The following is a 21,207-nucleotide window of genomic DNA, read 5'->3' on the forward strand; positions in this document are numbered from 1 at the left end:
AGCCCCTTACACGTAGAACACTCATTGTCCTTGAGTAAGGCGGGACACGTGAAATCCTGTCTGAACATGGGGAGACCACTCTCCAAGCCTAAGTACTCGTGCATGACCGATAGCGAACAAGTACCGTGAGGGAAAGGTGAAAAGCACCCCGACAAGGGGAGTGAAATAGAACCTGAAACCGGATGCCTACAAACAGTTGGAGCCCGCAAGGGTGACAGCGTACCTTTTGTATAATGGGTCAACGACTTAGTGTGACGAGCAAGCTTAAGCCGATAGGTGAAGGCGCAGCGAAAGCGAGTCTGAACAGGGCGTTCAGTTCGTCGCATTAGACCCGAAACCGAGTGATCTAGCCATGAGCAGGTTGAAGGTTGGGTAACACCAACTGGAGGACCGAACCCGCATCTGTTGCAATAGATTGGGATGACTTGTGGTTAGGGGTGAAAGGCCAATCAAACTCGGAAATAGCTGGTTCTCCGCGAAATCTATTTAGGTAGAGCGTCGACCGAATACCCTCGGGGGTAGAGCACTGGATGGGCTATGGGGACTCACCGTCTTACTGATCCTAACCAAACTCCGAATACCGAGGAGTACTAGTCGGCAGACACACGGCGGGTGCTAACGTCCGTCGTGAAAAGGGCAACAACCCTGACCTCCAGCTAAGGTCCCCAAGTCATGGCTAAGTGGGAAAGGATGTGAGGATCCCAAAACAACCAGGATGTTGGCTTAGAAGCAGCCATCATTTAAAGAAAGCGTAACAGCTCACTGGTCTAAATAAGGGTCTTTGCGCCGAAAATGTAACGGGGCTAAAGCCATGCACCGAAGCTGAGGATACGTCGCAAGACGTGTGGTAGCGGAGCGTTCCGTAAGCCTGTGAAGGGATACCCGTGAGGGGTCCTGGAGGTATCGGAAGTGCGAATGTTGACATGAGTAACGATAAAGAGGGTGAGAGACCCTCTCGCCGAAAGACCAAGGGTTCCTGCTTAAAGTTAATCTGAGCAGGGTTAGCCGGCCCCTAAGACGAGGCGGACACGCGTAGTCGATGGGAACCACGTTAATATTCGTGGGCCTGGTGGTAGTGACGGATCGCTTAACTTGTTCGGACTTATTGGATTGTCCGGGCGGGGACGCGGTTCCAGGAAATAGCTCCACCATTATAGACCGTACCCGAAACCGACACAGGTGGTCAGGTAGAGTATACCAAGGCGCTTGAGAGAACTATGCTGAAGGAACTCGGCAAATTGCACGCGTAACTTCGGAAGAAGCGTGACCCCAATGGACGCAAGTCTTTTGGGGTGGCACAGACCAGGGGGTAGCGACTGTTTATCAAAAACACAGGGCTCTGCGAAGTCGCAAGACGACGTATAGGGTCTGACGCCTGCCCGGTGCTGGAAGGTTAAGAGGAGGGGTGCAAGCTCTGAATCGAAGCCCCAGTAAACGGCGGCCGTAACTATAACGGTCCTAAGGTAGCGAAATTCCTTGTCGGGTAAGTTCCGACCTGCACGAATGGCGTAACGACTTCCCCGCTGTCTCCAGCATAGACTCAGTGAAATTGAATTCCCCGTGAAGATGCGGGGTTCCTGCGGTCAGACGGAAAGACCCCGTGCACCTTTACTATAGCTTTACACTGGCATTCGTGTCGGCATGTGTAGGATAGGTGGTAGGCTTTGAAGCAGGGACGCCAGTTCTTGTGGAGCCATCCTTGAAATACCACCCTTATCGTCATGGATGTCTAACCGCGGTCCGTCATCCGGATCCGGGACAGTGTATGGTGGGTAGTTTGACTGGGGCGGTCGCCTCCGAAAGAGTAACGGAGGCGCGCGATGGTGGGCTCAGACCGGTCGGAAATCGGTCGTCGAGTGCAATGGCATAAGCCCGCCTGACTGCGAGACTGACAAGTCGAGCAGAGACGAAAGTCGGTCATAGTGATCCGGTGGTCCCGCGTGGAAGGGCCATCGCTCAACGGATAAAAGGTACGCCGGGGATAACAGGCTGATGACCCCCAAGAGTCCATATCGACGGGGTTGTTTGGCACCTCGATGTCGGCTCATCGCATCCTGGGGCTGGAGCAGGTCCCAAGGGTTTGGCTGTTCGCCAATTAAAGCGGTACGTGAGCTGGGTTCAGAACGTCGTGAGACAGTTCGGTCCCTATCTGCCGTGGGTGTAGGAATATTGACAGGATCTGTCCCTAGTACGAGAGGACCGGGATGGACATATCTCTGGTGGACCTGTTGTCCTGCCAAGGGCATAGCAGGGTAGCTATATATGGAATGGATAACCGCTGAAGGCATCTAAGCGGGAAACCAACCTGAAAACGAGTATTCCCTTGAGAACCGTGGAAGACGACCACGTTGATAGGCTGGGTGTGGAAGTGCGGCAACGCATGAAGCTTACCAGTACTAATCGTTCGATTGGCTTGATCGTTCCCATTGCTCATGCTCATCACTAGATGTGCATCACAAGACGTGTTCAAAGACAAAACGAGTTCGCAAAACGAACTCACCAGCTTCTCATCCGGTTTGCGCTTAAGCTAAGCGCAAATCTTGCGCTTTGCCGACCTGGTGGTTCTGGCGGGGTGGCTGCACCCGTTCCCATTCCGAACACGGCCGTGAAACGCCCCAGCGCCGATGGTACTTCGTCTTAAGACGCGGGAGAGTAGGTCGCTGCCAGGTCTGCAAATCGCAAGACAAATCCGGAAATCAAACGATCATCTTCTCTTCATCCCTCGGCCCAGCCGAACACGGGCCGCCCTCAAGCGGCCCTTTTGTTTTGCTAGACCGAGACAAACAACGGGATTTTGCTTCGCAAAACCCGGTAAGTGCCTTCCTTACGCGAGACAAATTGCTTCGCAATTTGCTCGGCAGAGACCATAAATCCCTTCGGGATTTACATTACCGCGACAAATCCCATAGGGATTTGCGCTGACCGGATAAACCGCTTCGCGGTTTACCTAGATGGCGCGGGGTGGAGCAGCCCGGTAGCTCGTCAGGCTCATAACCTGAAGGCCGCAGGTTCAAATCCTGCCCCCGCAACCAAATCAAACAAAAAGCCCGCCAGACAAAAACGTCCGCGGGCTTTTTGACGTTAAAGCACATGCTCAAGGGCTCGCGCCGCCGGGCGACCGGCAACGCCGCCCCAAGTTCAGGCGACGGCGGCCGACCCTGTCCGATCTGCGCCGCCCCACCGGCGCAACCCGTTGAGCACGGCTCAATGCTCAAGAGGGACATGACAGTCCGCCCTCCTCCACGTCACAACTGGACAATCCCGCAAAAATGGAAACTATCGCCATTAATCAAAGACTGAGCCGGCTACGGCTCGGACAAAGCGGGTGGAGTGCCCCCCATTTCGCCAGACAAGTCAGCTATTGAGACAATGCTTTGATGAATTCCCTTGGGGATGCCATTTTCAGCGCTGAATGCGGATGGATTTCGTTGTAATCCTCGATCCATCCATCGATGTTCCGGAGCGCTGTGTCGGCGTCGGGAATGGGTGAGATACGTATGTAGTCGCGTTTCAGGGTTTTGACGAAAGCCTCCGACATACCGTTTGATTGAGGGCTGGCGACCGGCGTGAAGCACGGGACCAGATTGAGGGCCTGAGCAAACAGCCTGGTTTCCCTTGCTGTGTAGGCGCTGCCGTTATCGGACAGATGTTCGATGGCATGTGGGGCACGCGTGCCACCGAAGCGTTTCTCGACTGCTTCCAACATCATATCGCGGACGTCAGAACCGGAGATCCCGGCATTGGCGACCGCCGCCCACGAGATGATCTCTCGATCAAACGCGTCGATGATAAAAGCAAGGCGGACCACCTCGCCATTCCAGCAGGTGAACTCCAGGCCATCGGAGCACCAACGAAGGTTCGACCGCATCACCATGACCTTGCCGTCGTGGACGCGGCCCTTGCGCACGGCGGTGTGCTTCTCAAGGATCATGGCGTGGTTGGCCATGATGCGGTGGACCCGCTTGCGGTTGACGACCGGCTGATCGGCGGCCCGCCGCTGCCTGTTGAGAAGGGCAGCGATCCGCCGATAGCCATAAGTTGGCCTGGCATCCACCAGCTTGCGAATGGCAGGCAGCAGCTCGGCATCGTCCGCTTTGAGGTAGGGTCCGCGAGGCTTGGACTTGCCCTTCAGACGTTCGGAGAGATTAGAACGCGACACGTGTAAGGCCTCCGCCACCGCCTTCATCGGGAACCGCCCTTCGGCAACAATATCGGCCGCGATATCGGTTTTTTTGACTGGGCTTTGGAAAGGGCTTCGCGAAGAATCTCGTTCTCCAGCGTCTTGCGTCCGAGAATGCGCTCAAGCTCGCGCACTCGATCTTCCAGCTTCTTCACCTCAGAATTGCCGATTACCGGCTCGTCGGAGTCCACCGCCACCGCACCTCCCTCGCTCAAGAGCCGACGCCAGCGATAGAGAAGGTTTGGCGCAACTCCATGCCGCCGAGCCGCAGAGGAAACCGTCTCCCCTGGGGCATAGCTCTCCTCGATGATCTGCAGTTTGCGTTCCGTTGTCCAGCGCCGCCGCCGGACGTCACCGATCATCAGGTCAACCTGTCGAAACTCGTTAGACATAAGCCTATCCTCAAGCCTGTGCTTGAGCCTTCCTGCTTATGCTGAGTGTCCGGTCGAAAGTGGGGGCAGTTCAGCGGGGAATATTGTCGGCATGAGTTATGAGGGAATTTTGGACACGGGGCGAAGCCGCCCCATCCAGGCGGCCTTTCTCGTCTGCGCCGGACTGGCAATCCTCGGCAGCCTGCTTGCGACCTCGGAAGACTCTCTCTGGCGCTGGTTACACTATCTGACCAAGCCAACGGCAACTCTGTTGCTGCTTGTTGTTGTCCTCAGGAACCTCACTCCTTCAACGCGCGCCTACGGCGCGGCGGTCGCGAGCGGCCTGATCTTCGCCGCGGCCGGCGACGTCTTTCTCATGTTGCCGGGCGACTACTTCCTTGCCGGCCTCGTCTGCTTTTTGCTCACCCATTGCGCCTATATCGTCGCGCTGACGCGCGACGCCAGATTTGCTGCCCATCTCGGGGTGTTCGGCTTGTTTGCCCTGATCGCACTGCTCGTGGTCGCAGGTCTCTGGACCTCATTGCCATCGCCGATGCGCATCCCCGTCGTCATCTACGCGCTGGCGCTGGGCGCGATGGCGGCCCAGGCCATCTCCCGCGCACGGCAGCTTTCGGGCACAGCGCAGGATGCGACGGCCCGGTATGCTGCAATTGGCGGGCTGTTGTTTCTGGTCAGCGATACGGTGCTTGCCTATGGCCGCTTCCGCTGGGACATTCCCTTCAATGCGCTCTGGGTGCTCGGCACCTACTATGCCGCCCAATGGTTCTTTGCTCGCTCGACTGAAAGTCGATGACAGCAATGGATACCCCTTCGGACCTCAATACCTCCCTCGGCCGGCTGCGGAGCGCGTGGCTCGAAACTCGCCCGTCCCTTGAGCAGCGTCGCGCGGACCTGAGCCGGCTCAGGGATCACCTGCGCGCCCGCAAGGATGAGATGTGCGAAGCAATCTCCGCAGACTTCGGCCACCGTGCGCGGCATGAGACGTTGCTTGGTGAGGGGGGTGTGGTGCTTTCCGAGATCGACCACACGCTGTCGAAGCTCAAGCACTGGGTTCGTCCGGAGCGGCGAAAGGCGGGATGGAAGCTCTGGCCCGCCAAGGCTGAAGTGCGCTTCGTGCCGCTCGGCGTCGTCGGCATCATCTCGCCGTGGAACTACCCGGTTAATCTGGCACTCGCGCCCCTGGTCGCGGCGATTGCTGCTGGCAACCACGTCTACCTGAAGCCCTCCGAGCATACGCCGAAAACGGCAGAGTTCCTGCGGTCGCTGCTCGCCGAAGTCTTTCCTGAGACGCGGGTGGCCGTCGCGCTCGGCGGACCCGAGCTTTCCGCCAGCTTCTCGGCTCTTCCATTCGATCATCTGTTCTTCACCGGTTCGACCGCCGTCGGACGCAAGGTGATGGCGGCGGCCGCGCAGAACCTGACGCCGGTAACGCTCGAACTCGGCGGCAAGTCGCCGGCGATTATCGGACAAACCGCTGATCTCGCGAAAGCGGCCAGGCGTGTTGCGACCGGCAAGTTCTTCAATGCCGGACAGACCTGTATCGCGCCCGACTACGTGCTGATTGATGAGAGCAGACGCGATGCCTTCGTGGATCTGCTGAAGCAGGAAATCGCCGCGCGCTATCCGGCAAAGCGTCGGTTCGGCGATTACACGGAGATCGTCAATGCGACGCAGTACGAACGTCTAAAACGGCTGATCGCCGATGCGGATCGGCGCGGCCACGGGGTGGTATCGCTTCTTGCTGGGACACCGGATGCCGCCGAACGCCCACGCTTTCTCCCGCCGACAGTCATCCTGGATCCGGATCGCGACAGCGCCGTCATGGGGGAGGAGATCTTCGGCCCGATCCTGCCTGTCGTCAGCTACGCTTCGATCGGCGCGGCGATCGGCCATGTGCTCGGCCATGACCGTCCTCTGGCGCTCTATTGCTTCAGCCGCGAAGAGAGCGAGATTGAGGCCATTCTCTCGCGCGTCGTGGCAGGTGGGGTCTGCATCAACGACACGCTTTACCAGTTCGGCTGCAACGATCTGCCCTTCGGCGGCGTCGGCGCCAGCGGCATGGGACACTATCACGGGCTTGACGGGTTTCGGACCTTCTCGAAGGCGATGCCGATCTTGCGGAAATACGATCCGGCGCCGAGCGACCTGGTGAAACCACCCTATAAGGGCATTGCCGACTGGGTGATCCGCTTCCTGTCGCGCTGATCGGAAAAAATGCACCTATACTGCAATTTCGCCTTGTAGCTCTAGTTGCTAGAGGTCGTAGCCTTGCTTCAAGATTTGCAAGGAGCAGGTTATGGCGAGCACTATTCGGGAAGCCCGTTATCGCATCGAAGGCATGGATTGCGCGTCGTGTGCGACCAAGATCGACACGGCGGTCCGCCGACTGTCGGGTGTCGAGGATGTCTCGGTTTCCGTTTCGGCGGGCACGATGTCGGTAAAATTTGCCGACGAGGGAGACCTTGCGACGTCAATTGTCAGCAAGGTCGGAAAGCTCGGCTATCGTCTGCATCCAATTGCCGCCGGCCATGTGCATGAAAAGAAGGCGCCGGCGCATGTGTGCTCCGGCCACGACCACGGCGACCATCATCACGATCACGAACATGGCCATGACCACCACGATCATCACCATGGGAGCGATGCCGAGCCGAAGAGCGAAAGCGCGACGGCCTCCGAAATGGGCCTTCATGGCCATGACCATGGTCCGACGAGTGGTCCCTGGTGGAAATCGGGCAAGGGCAAGCTGACGATTGCCAGCGGCCTGGCGCTGATCGCCGCCTATGCGGTCGGCAAGATGGTTCCGGCGACCGAGCCATGGATCTTCACGCTGGCCATGCTGGTCGGCCTGCTGCCGATCGCGCGTCGCGCCTTTGCCGCAGCAACCATGGGCACGCCGTTCTCGATCGAGATGCTGATGACGATTGCTGCCGTCGGCGCGGTGTTCATTGGCGCGACGGAAGAGGCGGCCATGGTCGTGCTGCTCTTCCTGATCGGCGAGTTGCTGGAGGGCGTGGCGGCCGGGAAAGCGCGCGCCAGCATCCAGTCGCTGACGGCGCTCGTTCCAAAGACCGCCTTTATCGAGCGTGATGGGCGGCTGGACGAGGTATCTGCCGAGACACTCAGCGTCGGCGCAACCATTCTCGTGCGTCCCGGCGATCGGATACCGGCCGACGGCGTGGTGCTTTCCGGTGAGAGCGCCGTCGACGAGGCGCCGGTCACCGGCGAGAGCACGCCGGTGCGCAAGGAGGTCGACGACACCGTTGTCGCGGGCACCGTCAACGGTTCCGGTGCGCTGCGCGTGCGGGTGACGGCTGCCGCGACCGACAACACCATCGCGCGCATTGTTCGCCTCGTCGAGGAGGCGCAGGAAAGCAAGGCGCCGACTGAGCGTTTTATCGACCGTTTCTCGCGTTATTATACGCCAGGCGTCGTCGTCGTCGCAGCGCTGGTCGCCGTATTGCCGCCGCTTCTCTGGGGCGGCTCCTGGGATGAGTGGATCTACAAGGGCCTCGCCATCCTCCTGATCGGCTGCCCCTGCGCCCTTGTGATCTCGACGCCGGCGGCGATCGCTGCCAGCCTTTCGGCTGGCGCCCGGCGCGGCCTGCTGATGAAGGGCGGCGCAGTGCTGGAGAATGTCGGCAAGGTCACGGCCGCCGCCTTCGACAAGACCGGCACGCTCACCGAGGGCAAGCCGAAGGTGACCGACATTGTCGGCTTCGGTCGATCGGAGGCTGAGGTGCTGCGCCTCGCCGCTGCGCTGGAGCAGGGATCAAGCCATCCGCTTGCTCACGCCATCTTGGAACGAAGCACGGCCGACGGTGTTGCCATCCCCAACATCGCGACGGTGAATGCGGTCGGCGGCAAGGGGCTCGAAGGGACCGTCGATGGTATCGAGCTTTTCTTCGGCTCGCCGAAGGCGGCCGCCGAGCGGGCACCGATGACAGCCGATGAGAAGGCGCGTGTCTCCGCCCTCAACGACGAAGGCAAAACTGTCTCGGTGCTCGTGGCCGGCGGGCAGATCGCCGGTGCTATCGCCATGCGCGACGAGCCGCGACCGGATGCGGCGGCCGGCGTCAAGGCACTGACGGATGCCGGCCTCCGCGTCGTCATGCTGACCGGCGATAACCGCCGCACGGCGGAAGCGATCGGACGCCAGTTTGGTATGGAGGTTCGGGCCGAACTGCTGCCCGAGGACAAGCAACGCATCGTGCGGGAGCTGAAGGCCGAGGGCTTCAACGTTGCCAAGATCGGCGACGGCATCAACGACGCGCCGGCGCTGGCCGCTGCCGATATCGGCATTGCCATGGGTGGCGGCACGGACGTTGCCCTTGAGACAGCCGATGCCGCGGTCCTGCATGGCCGGGTGGGCGATGTGGCGGCGATGATCCGGCTGTCTCGCGCGACGATGCGCAACATCGTCCAGAACATCACCATCGCGCTTGGTCTGAAGGCCGTCTTCCTGGTGACGACGATCATTGGGGTCACCGGCCTGTGGCCCGCCATCCTGGCCGACACCGGCGCCACCGTGCTCGTCACCATGAACGCTTTGCGTCTGCTTCGGCCCGTGCGAGCCGCTTGAACCACCAAAAAGTGCCCAAAAGAGCACCGGCGACACCTGTTGTCGCCGGTTTTTCGCGTCCAAGTGCCTGTGTATATTCACGCTGGACTCTCACCAGCGATCTGATGAGAGTATAAGGAGATCGCGGTTGAGGGCTTCCGCCCCGAAAAATCGATGATAAACTTAGACCAAATGGTAAAAAAATCGCCGGCACGGTTTCTGGGAAGAATGCCGAAGCGGGCCAGTTTGGGGATCGCAAGGCCAATATGGATAATATTGCCATCGAACTGCGTGGGATCGACAAGAGCTTCGGTCCGGTCCACGCCAACAAGAACATCAATCTAAAGGTCCGCAAAGGGACGATCCACGGCATCATTGGCGAAAACGGTGCAGGAAAATCGACCCTTATGTCGATCCTCTACGGCTTCTATCAGGCCGATAGCGGTGAGATCCTCGTCGACGGCAAACCTGTCGCCATCCGTGATCCGAATGCGGCGATCGCTGCCGGCATCGGCATGGTCCACCAGCACTTCATGCTGGTCGAGAACTTCACGGTTCTAGAAAACATCATGCTCGGCGCCGAGGATAGCCAGATCCTCAACAAGGGCATTGCCAAGGCGCGCGTCGAGTTGAAGCGACTGGAGCGTGAGTACGCGCTGGAAGTCGATCCCGATGCAGTCATCGAGGAATTGCCGGTCGGTTTGCAGCAGCGGGTCGAGATCCTGAAGGCGCTCTATCGCCGGGCCGATATCCTGATCTTGGACGAGCCGACCGGCGTGCTGACGCCGGCCGAGGCCGATCACCTCTTCCGCGTGCTCGAGCAATTGAAGAACCAGGGCAAGACCGTCATTCTGATCACCCACAAGCTGCGCGAGATCATGGCGATCACCGACGAGGTCTCGGTCATGCGTCGAGGCGAGATGGTGGCGACGCGCACGACGGCCGAAACTTCGGTCGAAGAACTCGCCGAGCTCATGGTCGGGCGCCGCGTGCTCTTGCGTGTCGAGAAGGGCGAGGCGAAGCCCGGCGAGGTCAAGCTCGCGGTCGACGGGCTGACCGTCAAGGATGGCCGTGGGGTCACCATGGTCGACAACGTCTCGTTCAACCTCAGAGCTGGCGAGATTGTCGGCATCGCCGGTGTTGCCGGCAATGGCCAGTCGGAACTGCTGGAAGCGATCTCCGGTATCCGCCGCGCCATTTCCGGCTCGGTACTCCTGAACGGCAAGCCGATCGATGTCACCGGGCGCGCCGATCCCTCCGAACTGCGCGATCGTGGCCTCGCCCACGTACCGGAAGACCGCCACCATGTCGGCCTCGTCCTGAAGTTCGAGGAATGCGAAAACGCGATCCTCGGCTACCACCACGACAAGCGTTACCTCAACGGCGTGTTTCTCAACATCGACGCGATCCGCAAGGACGCCGAACAGCGCATCGCCGAGTACGACATTCGCCCGCCGAACCCGCGGCTGAAGACGGCGAATTTCTCCGGCGGCAACCAGCAGAAGATCGTGCTGGCACGCGAAATGGAGCGTGGCCCCGATGTTCTGATCATCGGCCAGCCGACGCGTGGCGTCGATGTCGGCGCCATCGAATTCATCCATAGGCGAATCATCGAGATGCGCGACCAGGGCATGGCAGTCCTCCTGGTCTCCGTCGAACTCGATGAAATCCGCGCCCTGTCGGACCGTATCCTGGTCATGTTTGCCGGCCGTGTCGTCGGCGAGCGCGATCCCGATGCGACCGAGGGCGAACTGGGCCTTTTGATGGCCGGTGTTGAAGGCCGCAAGGAGGCCGCAGAATGAGCTCCCCCTATGCTAAGCTCCCAGGCTGGGTCGAGTATGGCCTCATCCCGCTGGTCAACCTCGCGGTTGCCTTCCTTATGGCCGGCCTTGTCGTGCTGCTCGTCGGTGAAAACCCGCTGGAAGCAGCCTATCACCTGATCAACGGTGCCTTCGGCCGCGGCGAGTATCTCGGCTTCACGCTCTATTACGCCACCACCTTCATCTTCACCGGCCTTGCGGTGGCTGTCGCCTTCCATGCCGGCCTCTTCAACATCGGCGGCGAAGGCCAGGCCTATGTCGGCGGCATCGGCGTTGCGCTCGCCTGCCTCTGGCTCGATCAGACGATGCCCTGGTTCGTCGTCTTCCCGCTGGCAATTCTCGGATCGGCCTTCTTCGGCGCCGCCTGGGCCTTCCTGCCCGGCTGGCTGCAGGCCAAGCGTGGCAGCCACATCGTCATCACGACGATCATGTTCAATTTCATCGCCTCGAGCCTGATGGTCTATCTCCTGACCCGCGTGTTGAAGCCGCTCGGCTCGATGTCGCCGCAGACCCGCACCTTCGCCGAAGGTGGACAATTGCCGAAGCTCGACTGGCTGCTTGCCATCTTTGGGCTGGATATCGGCACGGCGCCCTTCAACGTCTCGTTCCTGCTGGCGCTTGTGGCGGCCTTCTGTGTCTGGCTTTTGATCTGGCGCACCAAGCTCGGCTACGAAATGCGCACCATGGGCCACAGCCCCTCGGCCGCGCGCTATGCCGGCATGAGCGAAAGCCGCATCACCGTGATCACCATGATGATTTCGGGTGCTCTCGCGGGCATGATGGCGCTCAACCCGATCATGGGCGAGCAGGGCCGTATGCAGCTCGATTTCGTGCAGGGCGCCGGTTTCGTCGGTATTGCCGTTGCGCTGATGGGGCGTTCGCATCCCGCAGGCATCATCCCGGCCGCTGTCCTCTTCGGCATGCTCTATCAGGGTGGTGCTGAAATCTCCTTCGAAATGCCGTCGATCTCCCGCGACATGATCGTCATCATCCAGGGCTTGGTCATCCTCTTTGCCGGTGCGCTTGAAAACATGTTCCGGCCTGCGATAGCGCGGCTTTTTGCGGCATCCAGCCGGCGCGCTGCCGTCGTTGCTCAGACCAAGGGAGCTTGAGCCATGGATTTCTTCCACGTCATCGTGGTGCTCCTTGAGTCCACCATCCGCGTTTCCGTTCCGCTGATCTTTGCAGCGCTTGCCGGGCTCTTCACCGAGCGGGCCGGTATCTTCGATATCGGCCTTGAAGGTAAGATGCTCGGTGCGGCCTTTGCAGCAGGCGCTGTCGCTGCGGTTACCCAATCGGTCTGGATGGGCCTGCTTGCGGCCATTCTGATCTCGGTCGCGCTGTCGCTGGTGCACGGTTATGCCTCGATCACCCAGCGCGGCAACCAGATCGTTTCCGGTGTCGCGATCAACTTCATCGTTGCCGGCTCGACGGTCATCCTCGGTGAGGCCTGGTTCCGCCAGGGCGGCCGTACGCCGGCGCTTGGAGAAGGGTCGCGCTTCCAGACGATCACCTTCCCCTATGCCGACAGCATCCGCGAGATCCCGATCCTCGGCCCGGTCTACTCGGACCTGCTGTCGGGCCATTTCCTGCTGACCTACGTCGCTTTCGCCATGGTGCCGATCAGCTGGTGGATCCTCTACCGCACCCGCTTTGGTCTGCGCCTGCGCGCAGTCGGCGAAAATCCGGGTGCTGTCGATACGGCCGGCATTTCGGTGATCTGGATGCGTTACCGCGCCGTCATCTGCTGCGGCATCCTGTGTGGCTTTGCTGGCGCCTACCTCTCGCTGGCGATGACCGCCGGCTTCGTCAAGGGCATGACCGCCGGCAAGGGGTACATCGCGCTTGCGGCGCTGATCTTTGCAAAGTGGCGACCGTTCAACATCATGCTCGCCTGCCTGCTCTTTGGTTTCCTCGATGCGCTCGCCATTCGCCTTCAGGGCAATCCTCTGCCGCTGATCGGCCAGGTGCCGGTGCAGCTGATGCAGGCGCTGCCCTACATCCTCACCGTGATCCTGCTTGCAGGCTTCATCGGTAAGGCCATCCCGCCGAAGGCCGGCGGCGTCCCCTATGTCAAGGAGCGCTAGAACCATGGAAAAGGAACTGTTCGAAGCCGCACGCGAGGCCATGGCCAAGGCGCATGCGCCCTATTCGAAGTTTCCGGTCGGCGCGGCGATCCGTGCCGAAGACGGCAAGATCTACACCGGCGCCAACATCGAGAACCTGTCGTTTCCTGAAGGCTGGTGCGCAGAGACCACGGCCATCAGCCATATGGTCATGGCCGGTCAGCGCAAGATCATGGAAGTGGCCGTCATTGCCGAGAAGCTGGCGCTTTGCCCGCCTTGCGGCGGCTGCCGGCAGCGGCTGGCGGAGTTTTCTGGCGCAAGCACGCGGATCTTCCTGTGCGACGAGACCGGCGTGAAAAAGACCCTGGCGCTGTCGGACCTGCTGCCGCACAGCTTCGAGACCGAGATCCTCGGATGACTGCGGCCGCTGAATTGCTGAAAGCCCGGCTTGGAGGCCTTTCTCCGCGCTACGGCATCGTGCTCGGTTCCGGGCTCGGCTCGCTGGTCGATGCCGTGGATGAAACGCTGCGGCTTTCCTATGCCGACATACCCGGGTTCCCGGTCAGCAGCGTCTCCGGTCATGCCGGCGAACTCGTCGCTGGAACCCTCTCCGGCGTTCCTGTTGTGATGCTCTCCGGCCGCGTGCACTACTATGAGCAGGGCGATGCCAATGCGATGCGCGTGCCGCTGGAAACCCTGAAGGCGCTCGGCGTCGAGTGCCTGGTGCTGACCAATTCCGCCGGCTCGCTCCGCGAGGATCTGCCGCCGGGATCGGTGATGCGGATTTCCGACCACATCAACTATTCGGGCTTCAACCCGCTGATCGGCGTGGAAAGCGACGATCGCTTCGTCGGCATGACCAATGCCTATGATGCCGACCTCGCCGGAAGAATGCAGGAGAGCGCCGAACGCCTGGGCATTCCGCTACTTGGCGGCGTTTACATGTGGTTCTCCGGCCCAAGCTTCGAAACGCCGGCCGAAATCCGCATGGCGCGCATCCTGGGTGCCGATGCCGTCGGCATGTCCACGGTTCCGGAAGTCATTCTCGCCCGGTTCTTCGGCTTGAGGGTCGTCGCCGCTTCGGTGATCACCAATTTCGGCGCCGGCATGACCGGTGGCGAGATCAGCCACCACGAGACCAAGGACATGGCGCCCGTCGGTGGCAAGCGGCTTGCCGCGATCCTCGCCGATATGATTGCAGCCGACGCGGTGCGCGGGTGACGATGCTTCCCCAGGAGACAATCAGGCGCAAGCGCAACGGCGAACGCCTCTCGCCGGCCGAGATCGCGGATTTCGTCCGCGGCCTGTCGGACGGCTCGATTTCCGAAGGGCAGGTCGCTGCCTTCGCCATGGCGGTCTGGTATTCCGGAATGAGCCGCGACGAGACCGTGGCGCTGACGCTGGCGATGCGCGACTCCGGCGAAACACTCGACTGGAGCGCCATCGGTCGCCCGATCGCCGACAAGCATTCGACCGGCGGCGTCGGCGACAACGTCTCGCTGATGCTGGCGCCGATCGTTGCAGCCTGCGGTCTTGCCGTGCCGATGATTTCGGGTCGCGGGCTGGGCCATACCGGCGGTACGCTCGACAAGCTCGAATCCATACCCGGCTACGATATCCAACCTTCGGCGAGCGTGTTCCGCAGGACAGTCGACGAGATCGGCTGCGCAATCATCGGCCAGACGGCAAACCTGGCGCCGGCAGACAAGCGGCTTTACGCGATCCGCGACGTGACCGCGACCGTCGATTCCGTGCCGCTGATCACCGCTTCGATCCTGTCGAAGAAGCTTGCGGCCGGCCTTCACTCTCTCGTGCTCGACGTCAAGCTCGGCAATGGCTCCTTCATGAGCGATGCCAGGGAAGCGGAAGTGCTTGCGCGCTCGCTAGTCGATGTCGCCAACGGGGCCGGCGTTCGTACCTCGGCGCTTCTGACCGACATGAACGAGCCGCTCGCCGATGCTGCCGGCAATGCGTTGGAGATCGACAATTGCCTGGCGTTCCTTCGGAATGAGAAGAAGGGCACCCGGCTCGAAACGGTCGTCCTGGCCTTTGCTGCCGAAATGTTGGTGGCGGGGGGCGTTGCTGGTGATGCCGAGCAGGGTGAAGCGCTGGCAAGCAAGGCGCTTGGCAGCGGAGCGGCACTCGAGCGCTTCGGAAAAATGGTGCACGCGCTCGGCGGCCCGGCGGACTTCGTCGAGCGCTCGGTGGACTATCTCGGGCGTGCGCCGATCATCTTGCCGGTCGAAGCGAAGCAGTCCGGCTATCTTGCAGCCTGTGAGACCCGTGAACTGGGCATGGCCGTCATTGCGCTCGGCGGCGGGCGGTCACATCCGGATGACAGGATCGATCATCGGGTCGGCTTCGATGCGTTGAAGCCGCTCGGTACGCGGATCGAGAAGGGCGACCTGATCGCCTTCGTTCATGCGGCTGATCACGACAAAGCAGAGGCAGCTCGACATCGTCTGCACGAACTCTACACGATCGATGATATGCAGCCGGCGAACCGTTCGCCAGTACTTGCAAAGATCACCTGACGAGGTGCAGGGCGCCATCCTCGACCCGGAAGGATGACAGCCGGTTGAGGAACGTCATGCCGATGAGCGTGCCGGAAAGCGCTTTGTCCGGCAGCACCACTGCCTGAACGTCGCGTACCGATATGCCGCCGATCTCGATCCGGTTCAGTATAGCCGGGGCGGCTTCGACAACGCCATTGGCGGTATTGACGCGAGCCGTGAAGGAAAGCGTGCTTGGTGCAAGACCGAGCCGGCGTGCGGTCGACAGGTTGATGGCGATGCTGCTGGCGCCGGTGTCGACCAGGCCGCGTTCGCTCCGGCCGTTGATGCGGAAAGTGCCGAAGAAGTGGCCCCTGCCGTCGGCATCGAGCACGACGCTTCGCCCCGCCGCATATTTTGCCGCTGTCGTTGGCGGGGCTGCAGCTTCTTTGGCAGCGGTTTTCTCGCCGCTTTGCTTCAGGGCAGTCGTTGCCAGGTGCGGGACCACCATGGCTGCAAGCGCGGCCACACCTGCCAATGCGAGCAAACGGACGAGCATCGACATCACCCCCTTAGTGGCATCGGCTGCAGCAAACTCAAATTGCTGCCGAGACCTTCTTCGCGCCCGAAAAGGAGGCGCGATTGCTATTGGGCAGTAGACCGGACAACGCCTAAGGCGACATAAAAAAGCCGCCGGAATCCGGCGGCCTTCTCGTGCATTTGCAATCCTGGTTAAGGATCAGGAAATCATTTGGTGCCGTACATGCGGTCACCCGCATCGCCGAGGCCGGGCATGATGTAGCCGAGTTCGTTGAGGTGGCTGTCGATCGAGGCCGTATAGATCGGCACATCCGGGTGCGCGCTCTGGAAATTGCGGATGCCCTCGGGAGCAGCCAGCAGACAGAGGAAGCGGATGTTCTTGGCGCCGCGCTCCTTCAGCTTGTCGATCGCCGCGATCGACGAATTGCCGGTGGCAAGCATCGGGTCGACGACGATGATAAGGCGTTCGGACAGGCTTTCCGGCGCCTTGAAGTAATACTCCACCGCCTCCAGCGTCTCATGATCACGATAGACGCCGATGTGCGACACGCGGGCCGACGGCACCAGCTCGAGCATGCCTTCGAGCAACCCATTGCCGGCGCGCAGGATCGAGGCGAAAACGAGCTTCTTGCCCTCGAGGATCGGCGAGTCGATTTCCTGCAGAGGTGTCTCGATGCGTTCCATCGTCAGTTCGAGATCGCGTGTTACCTCATAGCAGAGCAACGTCGAGATCTCACGGAGAAGCCGGCGGAAACCTGCGGTCGAGGTCTCCTTCTTGCGCATGATGGTCAGCTTGTGCTGCACAAGCGGATGATCGATCACTGTAACGCCGTTCATGGCTCACCTTCCCGGATTTTTTGTATCCGTCCTTTTTCCATGGAATGCTTCATCGCCGCAAGGGTATTGGCCGGCCGGAGCGCGTCATCCCCAGCCGTCGGATGATAATCCGGCGCCGCGGTTTCCAGGGCATCCCGCTTTCAAGCGTCACCGCTTGAAGCCGAAAGACGCTCTGGCATCAAAGGCCAGAGCGAACTTGGTGCGTTCATCTGAACGCAGGGCGCTCTAGATTCGCGTAAGCAGCCGCTGGCGCGTCTCTTCGTCGACGAAGGCGGCTTCGATCGCCGTGCGGGTCATGCCGTTGATCTCCTCGTCGCTAAAGCCCATGACCGCAGAGGCGATGTCGTACTCCTGAGCGAGCGAGGTATGAAAGAACGGCGGGTCGTCGGAGTTGAGCGTGACGCGCACACCGGCCTCCTGCAGTGCCCGGAGCGGATGCGACGCAAAGTCCGGGAAGACCTGCAGCGAGATGTTGGAGCCGGGGCAGACTTCGAGCACGACTCCGGCGTCGGCAAGGCGCCGCACTAGGTCCATGTCCTCGATCGCCCGGACGCCGTGGCTGATGCGCGAAGGGCGCACTTGGTCAAGCGCGTCACGCACGCTGAAGGCGCCCGAGAGTTCGCCCGCGTGGATCGTCAGGCCAAGGCCTGCGTCACGCACAATATCGAAGGCGCGGGCAAAATCGGCCACCTGGTGCATGCGCTCTTCGCCGGCAAGGTTGAAGCCGGTGACGAGCGCATGTTCCCGCTTGGCTGCAAATTCCGCGGTCTTGATTACGGACTCCGGGCCGAGATGGCGAATGCCTGTGATCAGCATGCGCGATTCGATACCGGTCTTTTGCCTGGCGGCCTCCATACCGGCGGCAAGGCCCTCGAGGTAGGCTTTGGCGCCGAGGCCGATCGTGTTGCCGTGGTCGGGAGACACGATGATTTCGCTGTAGATCGTGCCGGCCTCGGAAAGCTCCGTCAGATAGGCTTCGGCGAGCAGTGCATAGTCTTCCTCGGTCCGAAACAGCGAGGCGATGGCGTCGTAGCATTTCACGAAGCTGGTGAAGTCTTCCCAGACATAGGCCCTGTCCCGGATGATCGCGCTGGTGTCGATGCCATATTTCTCGGCCTGCGCGAGCGCCAGCTCAGGCGGCGTCGCGCCTTCGATGTGGCAATGCAGCTCCGCCTTCTTCAGATGTGCGGTCAAATGAGGCTTCTCCCATGGTGGCCCGGCGCGATGCCGAGATGCTTGGCAACGGATTCACCGATATGTGCGAAGGTGTTGGCAACGCCGAGCGAGCGGCTGCGCAGCGACGGTCCGAACATCAGCACCGGCACCCGCTCCCGCGTGTGGTCGGTGCCGCGCCAGGTCGGGTCGCAACCGTGGTCGGCCGTCAGGATAACGATGTCGGTGGGCTGCAGGCGGCGGTCGAGATCCGGAAGGCGGGCATCGAAGGCTTCGAGTGCTGCCGCGTAACCGGCGACGTCGCGGCGATGGCCGTAGAGCATGTCGAAATCGACGAAATTGGTGAAGACCAGGCTGCCATCCTCGGCCTCGTCAATGGCCGCGAGACTTGCGTCGAACAGCGCCATGTTGCCGTCGGCCTTCGTCAGCTTCGTCACGCCCTGGTGGGCGAAGATGTCGCCAATCTTGCCGATCGCGTGAACCGTGCGCCCTGCTTCCGTCAGCCGGTCGAGGATTGTCGGTTCTGGCGGCAGCACGGAATAATCACGGCGATTGCCGGTGCGGGTGAAGGTCTGCGGGCTGGTGCCGACGAAGGGGCGGGCGATCACACGGCCGATATTGTAGTCGTCGACCAGGCGGCGGACCGTCTGGCAAAGCTCAAGCAGGCGCTCGAGGCCGAAGCTCTGCTCATGCGCAGCGATCTGGAAGACCGAGTCTGAAGAGGTGTAGCAGATCGGCTTGCCGCTGCGCATATGCGCCTCGCCGTGGCGGGCGATGATGTCGGTGCCGGAAGCATGGCAATTGCCGAGGATGCCGGGAACGTTGCCTTCGCGGCAGATGGCTTCGACGAGCTCGGGCGGAAAGGCATCGCCTTCAGCCGAAAAATAACCCCAATCGAACATGACCGGCGTGCCGCCGATTTCCCAGTGGCCGGAGGGCGTGTCCTTGCCGCGAGAGACCTCGCTCGCGGCGCCAAAAGCACCATAGACCCGATTGGGCACCGGCATGCCCTGGGGAATGGTGCCGTTGGCGAGCTTTGCTGCGTGAAGGAGGCCGAGGGCGGACATGTTCGGTAGATTGAGCGGGCCTTCGCGCAAGCCGATCCGATCTGCGGCGCCGGCGGCGCAGAGCTCGGCTATGTGTCCGAGCGTGTTGGCGCCCAGGTCACCATAGGCTTCGGCATCCGGCGCGCCGCCTATGCCGAAGGAATCGAGAACGAATAGAAACGCACGCGCCATGATGCACCTGACAGCCGAAGCGCTCGCATCGCGCTCCGGAAGCTTCTGGAGAAACGCGACGACGCCGGAGGCGCGCGGCGCGCACAATCCCGAAGGGATAACGCTGCGCACGGCGCAATGCAATTGCGCCGGATCGTTGCCCGATCAGCAATCAGTGCATTTTATTGTTTGGGCGAGACGCGATTGGAAGTAGGCCGTCTTGGAGAGGTCTATCGTCTTTGCCGTGGCCTGAAGGCTCGGAGCGTAGAGCAGCAGTTCATGCGGTACGGTCAGCTCCGTCCGGATGACAAAGGACTTGTTGGCCGTGAACTGGCCGGGCAGGGTGACCTTCGAATTGACGGTGTACGGAACTCCGCCGGCCTGATCGCGCGACCAGATGATGGTCCCCTCATTGGTACTCGAGACCTCTATACCGGTGATCTTCAGCGTGTAGTTCGCGTTCCCATAGGGTTGGAGAATACTCTTTGCGATGTTCGGGACTTTGGCGAGGAAGGCTTTGTTGACTTCCGATTGCTGTGCGATGATGTCGGCGACGGCGCTTGCGGCGCGGGCCGTCTTGCTTGCGACCGTAAAACCGACCGAAAGCTCGAAGGCGCCGAGATAGGTTACGATCAGCAAGGGTGCGACGATCGCAAATTCAACGGCTCCCACGCCGCGCCTGTCCCGCCGCAGCGCGTGAAACATGGCAGAAACCGCTTGAAGGCGCAGGATCTTTTGCTTCGCAATGTGCTTCACGGCGCACCTCACTCGCTCTCGTTTCGGAAGGTGGCCGTTGCCACCATGAGATAGTCCTTCGGCATGCTCGCACCGGCGGGCCGCAAGTTGGTGACGAACGGCCTGACGAGGTCGGTGATCACGCTCCACCGATAGTAGGCACGCACCACGTTGAAGGTACCCGGACCGCCGGGAGCAAACTTGAAGTCGCCCGTATCAATATCTGTCGAGCCGACCTTGCGCGGGATGTTCACAGGGAATTTGCTGAGATCCGAGACCGCCCGGACGTCCAGGTAGAACTGCGAGGGCTGGTTTGCTTCAGTGGCGGAGCATCTCATCAGGACCGAGATTTCGTTGCAGAAGGCCTGGCGAAACTGCGTTTGAGTCATGTCGGTGGCCTTCCCTCGTTGGAAGGTAATCTGACCGGTGCGGACCTTGCGCGCCATTGTCTCGGTTGCGTTCGCCAGGAGCTGGTCGCCGTAGAAAGCGGCAAAGGTTTCGAGCGAGGCGAAAATCACAACAAAGAAGGGTAGCGCGAGGATGGCGAACTCGATGCTCGTCGTGCCTTTGCGGTTGCGGATGAAGCGGCGCAGAATGCCTTTTCGCCTGATATCAGGCTCGCTCGCACGTTCGATTGCCTGCTCGATGTTCATTGTGCCGTCCCATCATGTTACGCCAGACGGGCGGCAGATTATGGAGCAACCGTTGATATTTCGTTCCCGCAGTTCATGTGCATTTTAACGAATCGCGGGTCTGAACCCATAAAATTCAGTTGGTGCTACCTGTGGTTTTACGTTCTGCGTGTCGTTCACAATTTGGCGTACAGGAGAGCACGGTACGCGACGTCTGCTTGTAGACGCGCACGGTGTTGCCTTCGTCGATCGACACCAGAATCCGCTCATCGACAATGGCGTTTCCATCCTGGTCGAGGATGACCAGATTGGTCGTGCCAAAATTGCGGCCGGTGATGACGATGGTTCGGGCGTCGGCAACCGTAGCGTCTGCGACTTCGGCATTGCCGATGATGACCTTGCTGACCGGACGGTCGAGTTTGAGCACGCGCGCGTGGTCCATGTAGACTCGCATCATGTCATTCTCTGCGCCAGCGGCAACCACCGGAGCGAGCGATGCGATCACGAATGCAAACAGGGTGGCTCGGCCGGTCGCGAATGGCATGGTCATGGCGGGTCCTTGAGG

The 21,207-nt window shown here is 61.0% G+C and carries 17 protein-coding genes, 1 tRNA gene and 2 rRNA genes (1 of these 20 cut by a window edge); 12 read left to right on the plus strand and 8 right to left on the minus strand.

Annotated features, from left to right (window positions below; translation table 11 throughout):
• The 3 genes from PWG15_RS18790 to PWG15_RS18800 form a co-directional block, all read left to right on the plus strand.
• Positions 1-2,421 (plus strand): 23S ribosomal RNA (locus tag PWG15_RS18790) (it extends 376 nt beyond the left edge of the window).
• A gap of 133 nt (positions 2,422-2,554) precedes the next feature.
• Positions 2,555-2,669: ribosomal RNA gene (gene rrf / locus PWG15_RS18795) — 5S ribosomal RNA — on the plus strand.
• 286 nt (positions 2,670-2,955) lie between these two features.
• Positions 2,956-3,032, plus strand: a tRNA-Met gene (locus PWG15_RS18800).
• A gap of 326 nt (positions 3,033-3,358) precedes the next feature.
• Here PWG15_RS18800 and PWG15_RS18805 read toward each other — a convergent pair.
• A protein-coding gene (locus PWG15_RS18805) for an IS3 family transposase (protein ID WP_192358643.1) occupies positions 3,359-4,572 on the minus strand; the annotation gives its coding sequence in 2 pieces (ribosomal slippage) (positions 3,359-4,236 and positions 4,236-4,572; 1,215 coding nt in all).
• A gap of 91 nt (positions 4,573-4,663) precedes the next feature.
• On the opposite strand from PWG15_RS18805, the gene PWG15_RS18810 reads away from it, so the two are divergent.
• The 9 genes from PWG15_RS18810 to deoA all read left to right on the plus strand — a co-directional run bounded on the left by PWG15_RS18810 (position 4,664) and on the right by deoA (position 15,550).
• Positions 4,664-5,365: a lysoplasmalogenase gene (locus PWG15_RS18810; protein ID WP_275022064.1), complete on the plus strand. Its 702-nt coding sequence runs from the start codon at positions 4,664-4,666 to the stop codon at positions 5,363-5,365.
• Between the two features lie 5 nt (positions 5,366-5,370).
• Positions 5,371-6,777, plus strand: coding sequence for a coniferyl aldehyde dehydrogenase (locus PWG15_RS18815; protein ID WP_275022066.1), 1,407 nt, complete (start codon positions 5,371-5,373; stop codon positions 6,775-6,777).
• A gap of 91 nt (positions 6,778-6,868) precedes the next feature.
• Positions 6,869-9,151: a heavy metal translocating P-type ATPase gene (locus tag PWG15_RS18820; protein WP_275022067.1), complete on the plus strand. Its 2,283-nt coding sequence runs from the start codon at positions 6,869-6,871 to the stop codon at positions 9,149-9,151.
• 245 nt (positions 9,152-9,396) lie between these two features.
• Complete coding sequence (locus PWG15_RS18825) at positions 9,397-10,932, plus strand: ABC transporter ATP-binding protein (protein ID WP_275022068.1); 1,536 nt, start codon at positions 9,397-9,399, stop codon at positions 10,930-10,932.
• On the plus strand, positions 10,929-12,062 hold the full coding sequence (locus tag PWG15_RS18830) for an ABC transporter permease (protein ID WP_275022069.1): 1,134 nt from the start codon (positions 10,929-10,931) through the stop codon (positions 12,060-12,062). The genes PWG15_RS18825 and PWG15_RS18830 overlap by 4 nt, the downstream gene beginning before the upstream one ends.
• Positions 12,063-12,065: 3 nt before the next feature.
• Entirely contained in the window at positions 12,066-13,037 is a 972-nt protein-coding gene (locus PWG15_RS18835; RefSeq protein ID WP_275022070.1) for an ABC transporter permease, read from the plus strand.
• Between the two features lie 4 nt (positions 13,038-13,041).
• Complete coding sequence (locus PWG15_RS18840; protein ID WP_275022071.1) at positions 13,042-13,434, plus strand: cytidine deaminase; 393 nt, start codon at positions 13,042-13,044, stop codon at positions 13,432-13,434.
• A complete protein-coding gene (locus PWG15_RS18845) occupies positions 13,431-14,237 on the plus strand; it encodes a purine-nucleoside phosphorylase (protein ID WP_275022072.1) in 807 nt (268 codons plus the stop codon). Before PWG15_RS18840 ends, PWG15_RS18845 begins: the two co-directional genes overlap by 4 nt.
• The gene (gene deoA / locus PWG15_RS18850; protein ID WP_275022073.1) at positions 14,234-15,550 is read left to right on the plus strand and encodes a thymidine phosphorylase; all 1,317 of its coding nucleotides are present in this window, start codon (positions 14,234-14,236) and stop codon (positions 15,548-15,550) included. Before PWG15_RS18845 ends, deoA begins: the two co-directional genes overlap by 4 nt.
• On the opposite strand, the gene PWG15_RS18855 is transcribed toward deoA, so the two are convergent.
• The 7 genes from PWG15_RS18855 to PWG15_RS18885 all read right to left on the minus strand — a co-directional run bounded on the left by PWG15_RS18855 (position 15,543) and on the right by PWG15_RS18885 (position 21,192).
• Positions 15,543-16,067 (minus strand): TIGR02281 family clan AA aspartic protease, encoded by a 525-nt coding sequence (locus tag PWG15_RS18855; RefSeq protein WP_275022074.1) that lies wholly within the window; start codon positions 16,065-16,067, stop codon positions 15,543-15,545. The genes deoA and PWG15_RS18855 overlap by 8 nt on opposite strands.
• Before the next feature lie 188 nt (positions 16,068-16,255).
• On the minus strand, positions 16,256-16,885 hold the full coding sequence (gene upp / locus PWG15_RS18860; RefSeq protein WP_275022075.1) for a uracil phosphoribosyltransferase: 630 nt from the start codon (positions 16,883-16,885) through the stop codon (positions 16,256-16,258).
• 225 nt (positions 16,886-17,110) lie between these two features.
• On the minus strand, positions 17,111-18,079 hold the full coding sequence (locus PWG15_RS18865; protein ID WP_275022076.1) for an adenosine deaminase: 969 nt from the start codon (positions 18,077-18,079) through the stop codon (positions 17,111-17,113).
• The gene (locus PWG15_RS18870) at positions 18,076-19,296 is read right to left on the minus strand and encodes a phosphopentomutase (protein WP_275024460.1); all 1,221 of its coding nucleotides are present in this window, start codon (positions 19,294-19,296) and stop codon (positions 18,076-18,078) included. Before PWG15_RS18870 ends, PWG15_RS18865 begins: the two co-directional genes overlap by 4 nt.
• Positions 19,297-19,440: 144 nt before the next feature.
• The gene (locus tag PWG15_RS18875) at positions 19,441-19,980 is read right to left on the minus strand and encodes a TadE/TadG family type IV pilus assembly protein (RefSeq protein WP_275024461.1); all 540 of its coding nucleotides are present in this window, start codon (positions 19,978-19,980) and stop codon (positions 19,441-19,443) included.
• Between the two features lie 59 nt (positions 19,981-20,039).
• A complete protein-coding gene (locus PWG15_RS18880) occupies positions 20,040-20,663 on the minus strand; it encodes a TadE/TadG family type IV pilus assembly protein (protein WP_275022077.1) in 624 nt (207 codons plus the stop codon).
• A gap of 115 nt (positions 20,664-20,778) precedes the next feature.
• The gene (locus PWG15_RS18885; protein ID WP_275022078.1) at positions 20,779-21,192 is read right to left on the minus strand and encodes a pilus assembly protein N-terminal domain-containing protein; all 414 of its coding nucleotides are present in this window, start codon (positions 21,190-21,192) and stop codon (positions 20,779-20,781) included.
• Positions 21,193-21,207: the final 15 nt, after the last annotated feature.

The sequence above is a fragment of the Ensifer adhaerens genome, from assembly GCF_028993555.1.
Classification (GTDB): Bacteria; Pseudomonadota; Alphaproteobacteria; order Rhizobiales; family Rhizobiaceae; genus Ensifer; species Ensifer adhaerens_I.